Origin of the sequence: Natrialba sp. SSL1 (assembly GCF_001861355.1) — an archaeon.
In the GTDB taxonomy this organism is placed as follows: domain Archaea; phylum Halobacteriota; class Halobacteria; order Halobacteriales; family Natrialbaceae; genus Natrialba.
The window spans coordinates 372499-385246 of the sequence record NZ_MASN01000035.1; the positions used below are offsets into that span (position 1 = coordinate 372499).

Consider the following 12748-nt stretch of genomic DNA (forward strand, 5'->3'; position numbering starts at 1 on the left):
GTTAGATCGCTTTCAGTGTCTCGTCGTCCGGTTCGTAGCACTGGCCGCCCATGAGTGCGTCCTGAATGGCGTCTTCGACGTCTTCCGCAGACGCCCCGGTGTCGGCGGCGACGGTGTCGACGAGTTCAGTGCGGTCAGCGCCGGAACCGTCGTCGAGCTCCTGCATGGTGTCGACGACGTACTCCTGCAGGTCGACGTCTTCGGCAGGGTCGTCCGCCTGTTCGTCGGCCGCGTCGTCGCTGTCCGATTCAGTCTGGTCGGCGTCGGACTCGGCGTCCGCTGTTTCGTCAGGCTCGACAGTCTCGTCTGTCTCGTCATTCGCATCGGGATCTGCTGCGTCTTCGCCAGTATCCGCGGCCTCCTCGTCTGCGCCTGCGTCATCGCCAACCGTCGACGCTGGCGGCTCGCCGAGTTCGTCGTCTGCATCGGTCGATGCCTCGCCAGTTGGCGACTCATCCGACGCTGGTTCCGACTCGTCGCTCGCGTCGTCCGCATCTGACTCCGACGGCACGTCGATATCTGCCTCGCCAGGGTCGTCGACCTCGGCACCCGTCGTGAACTCGGTGCCGAACTCGTCTTCGATCTGCTCGCGTTCCTCCTCGTCCATCTCGTACATGCCGGAGTCGCCGCCATCGAAGTCGCCGAGGGCGTCGTCCGAGTCAGCCGCAGCTTCGGTCTCCACCTCGGGCTCTGGCTCGGACTCAGACCCGGATTCAGGTTCCGATTCAGATTCGGAACCGTCGTCGAGCTCGGATTCCGTCTCGGCTACTGGTTCGGATTCGGTCTCGGCCTCGACCGCAGTTCCAGACTCGTCCTCGGCGTCGGCAGGACTCGTACTCGAGTCACCCTCGGACTCGTCGAACTCGACGGCAGCGGTCTCCGGCTCGCTCGTCGTCGCGGTGCCTGCAGCGGCTGCGGTTTCGTCGCCCGCGTCGGCCGTTGCTGCGATCGGTTCTGGTTCGGCGTCCTGCTCGCCAGCCTCGTCCGGTGCTCCCGTCTCGGCTGCAGCCGTGGGTGCGTGAGCCTCGAGGTCGAGGTCCTGATCGCCGACAGCCGCGAACGAGGCGAGCGCGTCGAACGTCGTGTCGTCACTGCCCATCTCGCCGGGCCGGGCTGCAAAGCCGCTGACCTCGTCGCGCTCGTCTGCGACGACCTCGACCGCTTCAGTAGCACAGTCGCGAAGCGCCGCGAGGTAGCCCGGCGTCGTGCCGTAGTGGTCCTGTGCGAGCGGGATGCCGGCTGCGAGCCCGGACTCGACGCCGGCCTCCTGAAGTGCGTCCGTCAGCGCGTCGCCGTGGGCATCGACCGTCGCAGCCTCGGCGTAGGTACCGATCCGGTCGAGCGTCTGCTCAGCTGTACTGACGACCCATCGGTCGCGGGTCGCGGCGTCGACTTCGGCGATGCTCTCCGGTCGGATAGAGGTGTAGACACGGTCGCCGTCCTCGGGTTCGAACGTTCGGGCCTTGCCCGAGACCGCGATGAACGCGGGTGGGGCGAGCTGTTCGAGAACTGCCAGCGCTTCGGGCTGGTACTGGCCGGCGTAGACGACGAACGCGCCGGTCGGGTCGACGATTCGGGCGCGAAGCATCTCGTCGTTGACCGAGGTAATCTCGGTGAGCGTCCCGACGGCGAACATGCGGTTGAGCCGTGCGCCGGTGGGAGACACGACGTAGTTCGGTGCGCGCTCTTCGTCGCTTTCAGCGTAGGAGAACTCGGCATCGTCGTACTCCGCCGCGAAGAGCCGGTAGGCAATCTCTCGCCCCGGAATCTCGTCATCATCGGACCCGTTCGCGCTCATGCGTCCACCTCCTCGTCTGCGGCGACACCATCGTCTGTCCCGCTCTCGATAGCCGAGAGGAACGTGCTGGCGCGCACCTGCGGATCGTCGTCACTCTCGCCGAACTGCTCTGCGTCCAGATTCGCACCGTACTCGTCGACCGAGAGGTGGCCGCGGACGGTGTACTCGTGGCCGACGATGTTGTCACGAATCGTGTCGGCGACGACCGACTGGTCCATCGCCTCGCGGGCCTGCTCAAGTGCATCATCTAGCGTCCCGCCGTAGACGTCCTCGGTAATTTCTTCGTCAAGGACGACCGTTACGGAGCCCGTCCCGTCGTCGAGGATCGCCTTCACGCGAAGGTCGTCGATGCCGTCGACGTCGCCGTGAGTCCGACATTGGCCCTTCTGGATAACGCGGTAGCACTCCGGACAGCGCTGAATCAGCCCGGAGCCGTCGCGCACTTCGATCACGTTGCCAGCGACCTCGACATCGTAGATGCCGCCCGTGTGGACAGCCTCGCCGACATCCATCGAGGTGGTGTCAGCGCCGACGTCGATTTCGCGGTCGATCGCGCTCACGATTGAGAACTCCGAGACGTTGACCTCGGGAACCCCACGGAACTCCTGGACGTAGGCGTTCTCGATTCGGACTGGACCTCCCTCCTCGATTTCGGGGGCGGGGTCCCAGTTCGTGAACGGCAGTCGACCGCTCTCGTCGCCGAAAACACCGCTCAGGATTTCCGTCTCGCCGTCGCGGCCGTCGATCGTTCGGCGTTCGCACTCGACCACGGCGACCTCGACGGAGACGGCGCGGTCGCCGGTCTGCAGGTCGGCAAGGGTTGCGTTACCGCCGATCGTCGCGTCGATCTCGATCGGATCGTCGACGAACGAGAGCGAGGTGCTCTCGCCGAGGTTGAGTTCGGGTTCGCCGTCCCACTCGCGGACGCCGGCGTTTCCGGCGGTGATCGTGTCGCCCGCCGAGAGGCTGAAGTCCTCCCAGGCGGTGTAATCGATCGTGCCGGTTTCGTCGGCGAGTTCGCCCTCCACGATGACGTGGTCGGAGCCCTGGTAGCGAATCGAGCGCTTGCCAGCGGTCAGCACCATGCCAGTGACCGTGACGTTGCCATCGTCGGGTGTGATCTCGCCGATGTTCTTACTCGAGGGCGCGCCGCCCCCACCACTCGAGCCATCGCCATACTTGCGGCGAAGGCTCTGGGTGGCTTCGTCGATCGGAACGCTGTACTCCACGAGGTTCTGCAGGTCGGATTTGACCTCCTCTTTGTCAACACCGAGGTCGGAGGCGAGATCCTCGGCATGATCGTCGAGTTCCATCACTTGTCTTTCGTGTGGGGGCTTCAAAAGCGTTCCCGCAGCGGGGTGAAAGTGGTGTAGTGGCACCCGAGAGCGGGTGTCGAAGTGGGGCAGTAGCTGCTGAGGAAACGTCTAGTGGTACTGAGAGACAGGGTAGTGTCGACGGGCCGAGGAACGTTACTGGTCGACGATCTGGGTAACTGTCCCGACATCGTCCGCGACTGCGGCCTCGTAGACGACGGAGCCGACTGCGGTGTCCTGAATCGCAAGACCGGTGGAGTCGAAGATGGTGACCGCTTCAGCGTCCGGGCGACCCTGCTCGCTGTCGACGAGGTCGCCGAGGAGGCCGTAGACGTCGTCGCGCTCGAAGTCGCCTGCAGCGGTTGGGACGTTGATCTCGCCGGAGTGAGAGCACTGCTCCCAGTCGTCGATGACGACGTCGGCCGAGAGAAGCAGGTCAGTTGCCAGCTCCTGCTTGCCCTCGGCGTCAGCGCCCATCGCGTTGATGTGCGTTCCTGGCTCGACCCACTCCTCGCGGAGGATCGGCTCGCGGGATGGGGTCGTCGTCGAGATAACGTCACAGCCGGCGACCTCCTCGGGGGAGCCGCCGCGAACGGTGAGGTCTCGGTCGGATTCCGCCTCGATGAACCGTTCGATGGCCTCGTCGTCGAGGTCGGCGACGACGACCTCCGAGAGGTCTCGTACGGCCGCAATCGCCGCAAGCTGGGTGTGAGACTGCTGACCGGCACCGAGCAGGCCGAGCGTCTCCGCGTCCTCGCGAGCGAGGTGATCCGTCGCGACGCCGGCTGCGGCACCGGTGCGGATGCGGGTAAGGTTCGTGCCGTCGATGACGGCGAGCGGGTAGCCGGAGGCCGGGTCGCTGTAGACGACGAGTCCCATGACGGTCGGGAGTCCGAAGCGCTCGGGGTTGTCCGGGTGGACGTTGACCCACTTTACGCCGGCACCCTCGCCGACGGCGGCCGGCATAGAACGGAAGTCGCCGTTCTCTTCGGGGATGTCGATGTAGGACTTCGCCGGCATCTGTGCGTCGTCCGTCGCGTGGGCCTGAAACGCCGCTTCGACGGCGTCGATCGCTTCCTCGTGATTGACGAGTTCGGTGACTGCGTCGCTGTCGATAATTCGGGTTCCCGTGGGTGCGTCTGCCATGGAGTACCGAAGACACGGCCACCACTTAGTCTTTCTTTCTACGATATCTGAGATAGTTGGACATAGATTCAACTCTACGCCCTTCTATCGATCCGTCATTGAAGGATACTGCAAGAACAACAGACCGCGTAAATCCTCCGAGCGTCCGCGAGCCCCGCCAGATGTATGGAATGCAGACAGCTTGCAGAAATGGCTGCCAGCAGCCAGTTAGAGAATACTCTAACACAACCGGAGTGCTTGTGGGGCTGGACGGCGAGGACCGCGTATGGACGTCGACAAGAAGGATCTCCGTATTCTGAAGGCCATCGCGGACGAGGAAACGCGCAGCCCCGAGCGCATCGCCGAGCTGACGGATGTTCCGCTCTCGACGGTACACTACCGAATCGACTCCCTCCAGGAGCGGGGCATCATCCGAAACGACCACTACGACATCGACATGGCCGCACTGGGCTTTCCGATCACCTTCATCGTCGAGGTCATCGCCGAACACGGTGAGGGCTATCGCGAAGACGTGGGCGACCGCCTCCTCGAGATCGACGGCGTGACGCAGGTCTACTTCGCAGCCGGGGATACGGACTTCATCGCCATCTCCCAGCTCTCGGATCGGTCGATGGTCGAGTCGCTGGTGAGCGAGTTCGAGTCGATGGATGGCGTTGTGCGCACGAAATCGACGTTTACGATCAGCACGCTCCGGGACGGCCACGAACCGCTGCAGCAGTACTCGATGGAAACGCTGGTAGACGAGCTACTCGATCAGGAGCGGTAGGCTGTTTCCACTCACTGAATCGCTCCAAGCTGAAATACTGTTTTGAGTGGTGCCAACGTTCATGTATACTACTGTGTAAAAAACCCCTATGAAGCGTCGCCATATTCTCACTACAATCGGTGCGTCTCTGCCGTTCGCGACAGTCGGCTGTCTACAGGGTGGCTCTTCCAACAATGAAGGCTCAGCCACGGCTGGAAGCGATGTCGGCTATGATACCCACCAGCTGGGGGCAGTGCTCGCTACGCATTCCCCCGCTCTTCGCTTCGATACCGAGTCCTCGGTTGGGGCAGTAGAACTGTACGAGTCATCGAAGGAGGCATATCGTAGCGTACCACTGGATCTGGGTCCGATCGCTGATCGCCGTTCGACGAACGAAGCGTTCATCGACGCGACTGACTTCGAGTCCGAACTCCTGATCTACGTCGTGACGGAATGGCCACTGACCAACCAGTCTGAAATCGAGGTGGAGAATCTAACGCTGTCTGCAGATACGCTCGCTGGGACGGTGAGAGCAATCGGGGACAACGCAGAAGAAGGCGACCAGGCACCGATGTTTCCGGCAGGACTCGTTCGAGTCTCTGTCGACGACGCTCACCTGACTGCGGTCGAGATAACTGTCGTCGATGGACGAGACAACGAGGAAGTGTTCGAAGAAGCGTACAACGACTGAGCTCCCTGTCGGCCGAAACACACCATCTTCTTGGGGATCCCCGCCACAGCGGACGTATGCACGTCGTCGTCAACGCCGCCATGAGCGCGGACGGGAAACTCTCCTCGCGCCGGCGCGAACAGATCGCCATCAGCGGTGACGCAGACTTCGAGCGCGTCGACCGACTCCGCGCCGACAGCGACGCCGTCGTCGTCGGCGTCGGCACCGTTCTCGCGGACGACCCCCACCTCACCGTCAAGGACGAGAATCTTCGTGACGAGCGCCGAACCAACGGCGAGCCAGCGAACCCCGCTCGCGTCGTCGTGGACTCGAGTGCACGCACGCCAGCGGATGCCGAAGTCCTCGACGCCGCCGCGACGACCTACGTCTGCGTGAGTGACGCAGCGCCCGTCGAGCAGCGAGCGGCGCTCGCCGAGCACGCCGACCTCATCACTGCGGGCGACGAGCGGGTCGACCTCCTGCGGGCGTTCGCCGCGCTGCAGGAACAGGGCATAGAACGGGTGATGGTCGAGGGCGGCGGCGAGCTCATCTTCTCGCTGTTCGAGGCGGGCCTGGTCGACGACCTTTCGGTGTTCGTTGGCCCCAAAGTGATCGGCGGGCGTGACGCGCCGACGCTGGCCGACGGCGACGGCTTCGTCGAGCACTTTCCCGAACTCGAGTTGGCCGAGGTCGAGCGCCTCGACGGCGGTGTGTTGCTGACGTGGCATGTAGTGGAGTAGGGAGCTGCTCGCATCGCAGTCCCCGTCCCGTCACACCTTTCCTCACGCATCACGTACCCCAGCGCATGGAACGAGCTACGTTCGGCGGCGGTTGCTTCTGGTGTGTCGAAGCCGCGTTCAAGGCCCTCGACGGCATCGAGTCCGTCACCTCCGGCTACGCCGGCGGCCACACCGAGAACCCCACCTACGAGGCAGTCTGCTCCGGCGAAACTGGTCACGCAGAAGTCGTCCAACTCGAGTACGACCCGGACCAGATCGCCTACGAGGACCTGCTCGAAGTTTTCTTTACGATTCACAACCCGACGACGAAGGACCGGGAGGGGCCGGATATCGGCTCGCAGTACCGCTCTGCGATCTACGCTCACGACGAGGACCAACTCGAGACGGCCGAGGCGTTTGCGGCGGCACTCGAGGACGAAGGGCTGTACGAGGGGATCGTCACCGAAATCGAGCCGCTCGAGACGTTCTACGAGGCCGAGGAGTACCATCAGGATTACTTCGAGAAGAACCCGAACGACGCGTATTGTTCGATGCACGCGGCACCGAAGGTCGAGAAAGTGCGCGAGCAGTTCGGGGCGGATGCGACGGCGACGCAGTAGCGAACACGGAGCGCGGGGCTGGTGTTGTGAGAGCGGCGATAGCTCTCACAGCTTCGACAGCTTCGACGGTTTCGACGGCGTTAGCAATTTAGACAGCCCGTACGGCACCGACCGATTCGTACACTGTCACAGCCACGGAACAGCACGGCGCAACACGGCGCAACACGGCGCAGTACACCACCTCTGAAACCTGCAGAGACACTCTGGTATACGCAATGACCATCACAACCGACGTCCTCGTCATCGGCGGCGGCGCAACCGGCACCGGAATCGCCCGCGACCTCGCCCTTCGTGGCATCGACATCACGCTCGCCGAGCGCGACGGCCTCTCGGCCGGCACCTCCGGGCGCTCACACGGCCTCCTTCACAGCGGCGCTCGCTACGCCGAAGCCGACGCCGAGGGTGCACTCGAGTGCCTCGAGGAGAACCGAATCCTGCGGGAGATTGCGGGCGAGTGCATCCGAGAGACTCGCGGTCTCTTCGTGCAAGTGGCCGGCGACGACCCGGCGTACTTCGACGAGAAACGCGCGGCCTGCGAGGAACTTGGCATTCCGGTCGATGTCGTCGACGGCGACGACGCGCGGGAGGCGGTCCCCGGACTCGACGCAGCTGTCGAACGCGCGATGTGGGTGCCGGACGCCGTCGTCCTCCCCTCGCGGCTGGTCGCGGCTACTGCCGCGGACGCCCGCGAACACGGCGCTCGTATTCTGACACACGCACCGGTGGAGTCGATGGTACTCGAGAACGAACGCATCAACTCAGTTTCGCTTGGCGGCGCTGCGGAGACCGTCGTCGAACCCGAATACGTCGTCAACGCGACGGGGCCACACGCTGGCACAGTCGCAGAGATGGCCGGCGTAACCGTCGAAATGCGCCCGACGCGAGGTGTGATGGTCTCGGTCGAGCACGCGGGACTCGAGCCGGTGCTCAATCGCTGTCGGGATCCAGCGGACGGCGATATTATCGTCCCCCACGACGACGAGGTCGTGCTCGGGACAACGAGCGTCCCGGTCGACGATCCCGATGAGTTCGAACGCGACGAGCAAGAAATCGAGCGAACGATCCGCGAGTGTGCGACGATGCTCCCCGCCGTGGCCGACGCTCCGCGGGTTCGGTCGTGGTGGGGTGTCCGCCCACTATACGAACCCGACGAAGCGGCTCACGGCGGTCGTGGCATCTCGCGCGGATTTGTCCAGCTCGATCACGCCGAGGACGGCGTCGCCAACTTCGTCAGTATCGTCGGCGGCAAACTCACCACGTACCGGCGGATGGCCGAGTCCGTTTCCGATCTGGTTGCGGATCGGCTTGGGGTGGGGGACTCGAGTACGACAGCCGAGCGAGAACTGATCGGTGCGTCGTCGGCGAGCAAACTCGATACGTTCGTCGACGAGTTCGGCGGCCGTGGACCGACAGATGCTGATCTGGTCGGCCAGGATGGGTGAGGAGTGAGCAAGTAGTCGGACGCGCTTGTTCCCGAAGACCTGGATTACTGGTTACTGGTTACGCAGCCACTCGCGTGCGTCGTCTCGGTTGTCGAAGATGCGTGAGGTCGTGTTTTCGCCGACTTCGGTGACCATTTCCTCGACGGACATGTTGCTGACGACGCTTGCGGGCTGGACGATCGCCATGTTCTGGAGCGAGGACTCGAACGCACGCGGATGCCAGTCGTCGTGCGTCCAGTCGCGGTCGTCCTGGGTCACTGTCCCCAGATCCCGGAGGTCGGCGAGCCAGTTTTCCGCACCGTGCTCGATCGCGAGGTCGAGGCCGGCGTCGAGGCCGTCCCGGTAGTCGTCTTCCTTCGCGAATGCCTGCCAGTTCATGAGAACGGTCTCGAGGTCGCTGTCCCACTCGATCGTCAGATGATCGCGTTCGTAGTATGCCATTACAGAAGTAATGATAAACGTTGTAAATAAGAATTCTTGCCAATTATAACAGAAGTGGTAGTTGAATGTGAATCTGTACCTTGGCCCTTGGATGACTGTAGCGTGTCTTGTCGTCGATTACCACGATGCCCCAAACACCTATTTGTCGATAGTGTGAATTAACAGCCAATGACTCTCGTTGACGACCGCGTTGCAGTCATCACAGGCGCTGGCTCCGGAATCGGACGAACGACGGCAACGACGTTCGCCGACCACGGCGCGTCCGTCGTCGTCGCCGACGTGGACGTTGAGGGCGGACGAGCGACCGTCGAGACGATTACAGACAATGGCGGTGAGGCGACGTTTGTCGAGGCAGACGTTTCGAACCCCGACGACGCCCAGGCGATGATTGACACCGCTGTCGACGAGTACGGCGGCCTCGATGTGCTGTTCAACAACGCCGCGATCGAGGGGCCAGTTGCACGACTCGACGACTACGAGAACGACGCCTTCGAGCAGGTTATCGATGTCAACCTGAAGGGCGTCTGGTACGGGATGAAGTACGGCATCAAGGCGATGCTCGAGGACGGCGGCGGCTCGATCATCAGCGCCTCCTCCATCGGCGGCGAGGTCGCCGTGCCCCAGTACAGTGGCTACGGCGCGGCGAAGGCCGCAGTCGGCCAGCTCACCCGGTACGCGGCCATCGAGTACGCAGAAGAGGGCATCCGCGCGAACGCAGTCGCACCCGGCATCGTCCGCACCGAGATGATCGAGCGAACAATCGAGGAACACCCCGACATGGAGGAACAGTTCGAGGAAACCGAACCGATGCCGGGTCTCGCAGAGCCCAAGGAAATCGCGAACGCCGTGCTCTTTCTCGGCTCGGACCTCTCCTCGCGCGTCACCGGCGTGACGCTCCCCGTGGAAGGCGGCTACCTCGCGCAGTAACGGTGGGTAGCGTCGGGTGATCATCTTCTTCCGCGGAAACCTAATCGCGACTCGTACTGGCGAAATCACACCGGACAGGCCACCTGTCGAGTCGGTCTGCAATCCGTGAGACCAGTCGTGAAATGTTGTGGGACATCAGGGGCTTAAGTCAGTGTGGCACGAGTAGTAAACGTGGTAGCTAATCTCACTCGTCAGCGCGAGCGTGATCCTCAATCGGAAGAGAACGCACGGGAATCGGAGGGAGACCGGGAACGAATCTGTTCGGAATGCGAATCAGCCACGCTCATCAAGAGTGACGATCAGGGGGAACTCGTCTGTAAGGACTGTGGTCTGATCGTCGAAGAGACGAACATCGACCACGGCCCAGAATGGCGAGCGTTCAACCACTCCGAACGACAGAACAAGTCTCGTGTTGGCTCGCCGACGACCAAGACGATGCACGACAAGGGGCTCACCACGCAAATCGACTGGAAGAATAAGGACGCCTACGGGCGCTCACTTTCCCCCGAAAAACGTAATCAGATACGCCGACTCCGAAAGTGGCAAGAGCGTATTCGAACGAAAGACGCCGGCGAGCGAAACCTCCAGTTCGCCCTCAGCGAAATCGATCGGATGGCGAGTGCGCTCGGCGTTCCTCGCTCGGTACGCGAGGTCGCGAGCGTCATCTACCGACGCACTCTCTCCGAGGACCTGATCCGCGGTCGTTCGATCGAGGGCGTTGCCACGGGGTGTCTCTACGCTGCCTGCCGTAAAGAGGGGATTCCACGGAGCCTAGCGGAGGTCGCCGAGGTGTCGCGGGTCGAACGGAAAGAGATCGGCCGGACGTACCGATACGTCTCCGAAAGCCTCGGGCTGGAGATGAGGCCCGTCGATCCACAGGAGTACGTCCCCCGGTTCTGTTCCGAACTCGAGTTGAGCGAGGCAGTGCAGCTAAAAACCAAGGAGATAATCCAGGTCACCACGGAGAAGGGGCTACTGTCCGGAAAATCTCCGACGGGGTACGCGGCTGCCGCGATTTACGCCGCCTCGTTGCTTTGCAGCGAAAAGAAAACGCAACGGGAAGTCGCGGACGTTGCCCAGGTCACCGAAGTCACCATTCGAAATCGATATCAGGAACAGATGGAGGCGATGGGAATCGAGTGATCCGACTCGGTAGCGACTGGTTTGAGAGCCCCCTCCTCTCGAGATTTGAAGCGTTAGAACTCGTCCGCAACGTCCGCCCAGAGGCCGGGCGACCGAGTGACAGATGACTGCAAACACGGTAGGATCGAAGCTTCAAGACGGGTTTGGTTGTGATGGGAGCTGCCACGGTGCCCACGAGTTCACCCGGCGCTTGCAATTCGAGGAGTAACTACATGTACACCCGCGCCGACGACTGGCGTATGAGCGAGGAGCAGTCGCCAAGCGAATCGGTACTCGAGAACACCCCCGGCCAGGGACGGACACCTGAGGCCGAGCGGATCGACCCTGCGGCTCCCGAGGAGTTCGGACTCGTACAGATCTGGTGGGGCGACGGCAAGGGGAAGACGACGGCGACCCTCGGGATGGGGATGCGCGCTGCGGGCCACGGCTACCGCGTGCACGTCCTCCAGTTCATGAAGGGGGGCGCCTCGAGCGTCGACGCGGTCCGCGGCGAGTACAACGCGATCGACGCCCTGCCGGGGATCAGCTACGAGAATCTGGGTCACTACGGCTGGCACGGGATGGCCGACGGCAGCGACGAGGCCCAGCACGAAGCCGAAGCACAGGCCGGACTCGAGCGCGCCCGCGAGGTCATCGACGCGGCAGGCGAGGCCGACCTCAGCGCACCACTTGCACTCGAGGGCGACCCGACCGACGGCGTGCACATGCTGATTCTGGACGAGGTGCTCTACGCCGCCGAGCGCGGCCTGATCAGTGAAGCCGACGTGCACGAATTACTGGATGCGAAACCGGACGGACTCGAGTTGGTCCTCTCCGGTGGTCACGAGGAGCCGACGTATCTGGCCGAGCGAGTGGATTTGATGACGAACGTTCGCAAGCAGAAGCATCCGATCGAGGACGGCCAGCGGGCTCGTCGCGGGACGGAGTTCTAGCTGAATTGTCGGTGTGCACCTCACCCGCTAGTCGGACTCGAGCCAGCAGAGCGACGGACAAGCCGCCCGAGGAATGCGAGGAAGACGACCGATCCGAGGATTCCAGCGAGAACGAGGGCTGTCCGGCTCACCCCTGCCATGACGAAATACGGCGTCCCGAGAGCCAGCAGTAGGAGACCCATTCCGAACCCGGAGACACGGACGGTCGTTCGTGTCGAGGGTTGCGTTCTCACAGCGAACGCGCCGAGACCGAGCGCCGGAAGAAACAGCGTCAGCGCTGGAACGACGCCCTCGAACCAGTCAGCGAAGTGCCACGGTGTTCCGGAGTCCTGTGACGCGTCGTACGTCAGCAAGAGGAACGCCTCGTTGCCGTCTTCGACCAGAACCGTCCCGTTTTCGGCGTCATGATACTCGAACGAGGATGGGGGCGCTTCGTAGCCGTCGGCGCAGTAGATCACGACATTCGTACAGACGTTCGGTTCCCAGTAGGGAACCCCCCCCTGTGTTGCCCCGCTGTTGGTCCCCTCCTCGAGTGTCCGCTCGATGAACTCCTGGGCCTGTGGGGAGAGTTCGTCGACGGGGATCGGTTCGTCTCGGTCGGCGTCGGCGACGTACGTCTCGAACGTCGCCGTCGATTCGGGTGCGACGTAGTGTGGGTACTCGCTCGGATCCTCGTACGGTGAGGCATAGGCGCTGTCAGACAGTCCGACGCCGACGAGCGCGAGACTGATACCGAGAAGGAGGAGGATGGACCACCGAACAGTCATACATGACGAATAGTATGCATTACCAAGTAATTTCGGGATCACATACAGCGTACAAAACCCCGACGTCTCCGCCTGGGAGCGATAG

The 12748-nt window shown here is 63.0% G+C and carries 13 protein-coding genes; 8 read left to right on the forward strand and 5 right to left on the reverse strand.

From position 1 onward, the window contains the following. Position 1: 1 nt before the first annotated feature. From BBD46_RS12750 to BBD46_RS12760, 3 genes are all read right to left on the reverse strand, one after another. Positions 2-1798: a hypothetical protein gene (locus tag BBD46_RS12750; RefSeq protein WP_071402066.1), complete on the reverse strand. Its 1797-nt coding sequence runs from the start codon at positions 1796-1798 to the stop codon at positions 2-4. Next, positions 1795-3111, reverse strand: coding sequence for a Single-stranded DNA binding protein (locus BBD46_RS12755; RefSeq protein ID WP_071402067.1), 1317 nt, complete (start codon positions 3109-3111; stop codon positions 1795-1797). The genes BBD46_RS12750 and BBD46_RS12755 overlap by 4 nt, the downstream gene beginning before the upstream one ends. Before the next feature lie 156 nt (positions 3112-3267). Beyond that, positions 3268-4257, reverse strand: coding sequence for an ornithine cyclodeaminase family protein (locus BBD46_RS12760; RefSeq protein WP_071402068.1), 990 nt, complete (start codon positions 4255-4257; stop codon positions 3268-3270). 265 nt (positions 4258-4522) lie between these two features. Between BBD46_RS12760 and BBD46_RS12765 the strand changes: the two genes are divergently transcribed. The 5 genes from BBD46_RS12765 to BBD46_RS12785 all read left to right on the forward strand — a co-directional run bounded on the left by BBD46_RS12765 (position 4523) and on the right by BBD46_RS12785 (position 8453). Next, positions 4523-5023 (forward strand): Lrp/AsnC family transcriptional regulator, encoded by a 501-nt coding sequence (locus BBD46_RS12765; protein ID WP_071402069.1) that lies wholly within the window; start codon positions 4523-4525, stop codon positions 5021-5023. A gap of 88 nt (positions 5024-5111) precedes the next feature. Beyond that, positions 5112-5693, forward strand: a complete 582-nt coding sequence (locus BBD46_RS12770) for a hypothetical protein (RefSeq protein ID WP_253184563.1) — start codon at positions 5112-5114, stop codon at positions 5691-5693. A 56-nt stretch (positions 5694-5749) separates the two neighbouring features. Beyond that, on the forward strand, positions 5750-6412 hold the full coding sequence (locus BBD46_RS12775) for a 2,5-diamino-6-(ribosylamino)-4(3H)-pyrimidinone 5'-phosphate reductase (protein WP_071402070.1): 663 nt from the start codon (positions 5750-5752) through the stop codon (positions 6410-6412). 65 nt (positions 6413-6477) lie between these two features. Beyond that, a complete protein-coding gene (gene msrA, locus BBD46_RS12780) occupies positions 6478-7011 on the forward strand; it encodes a peptide-methionine (S)-S-oxide reductase MsrA (protein ID WP_071402071.1) in 534 nt (177 codons plus the stop codon). 215 nt (positions 7012-7226) lie between these two features. Then, positions 7227-8453: an FAD-dependent oxidoreductase gene (locus BBD46_RS12785; RefSeq protein ID WP_071402072.1), complete on the forward strand. Its 1227-nt coding sequence runs from the start codon at positions 7227-7229 to the stop codon at positions 8451-8453. 51 nt (positions 8454-8504) lie between these two features. Here BBD46_RS12785 and BBD46_RS12790 read toward each other — a convergent pair whose 3' ends face one another. Next, complete coding sequence (locus tag BBD46_RS12790; protein ID WP_071402073.1) at positions 8505-8894, reverse strand: STAS/SEC14 domain-containing protein; 390 nt, start codon at positions 8892-8894, stop codon at positions 8505-8507. A gap of 168 nt (positions 8895-9062) precedes the next feature. Between BBD46_RS12790 and BBD46_RS12795 the strand changes: the two genes are divergently transcribed. The 3 genes from BBD46_RS12795 (at position 9063) to BBD46_RS12805 (ending at position 11896) form a co-directional block, all read left to right on the forward strand. Then, entirely contained in the window at positions 9063-9821 is a 759-nt protein-coding gene (locus tag BBD46_RS12795; RefSeq protein ID WP_071402074.1) for an SDR family NAD(P)-dependent oxidoreductase, read from the forward strand. 171 nt (positions 9822-9992) lie between these two features. Next, positions 9993-10964 (forward strand): transcription initiation factor IIB, encoded by a 972-nt coding sequence (locus tag BBD46_RS12800; RefSeq protein WP_071402075.1) that lies wholly within the window; start codon positions 9993-9995, stop codon positions 10962-10964. A gap of 212 nt (positions 10965-11176) precedes the next feature. Then, on the forward strand, positions 11177-11896 hold the full coding sequence (locus tag BBD46_RS12805) for a cob(I)yrinic acid a,c-diamide adenosyltransferase (RefSeq protein WP_071402076.1): 720 nt from the start codon (positions 11177-11179) through the stop codon (positions 11894-11896). A gap of 20 nt (positions 11897-11916) precedes the next feature. On the opposite strand, the gene BBD46_RS12810 is transcribed toward BBD46_RS12805, so the two are convergent. Next, complete coding sequence (locus tag BBD46_RS12810) at positions 11917-12663, reverse strand: hypothetical protein (protein WP_071402077.1); 747 nt, start codon at positions 12661-12663, stop codon at positions 11917-11919. Between the last annotated feature and the right edge of the window lie 85 nt (positions 12664-12748).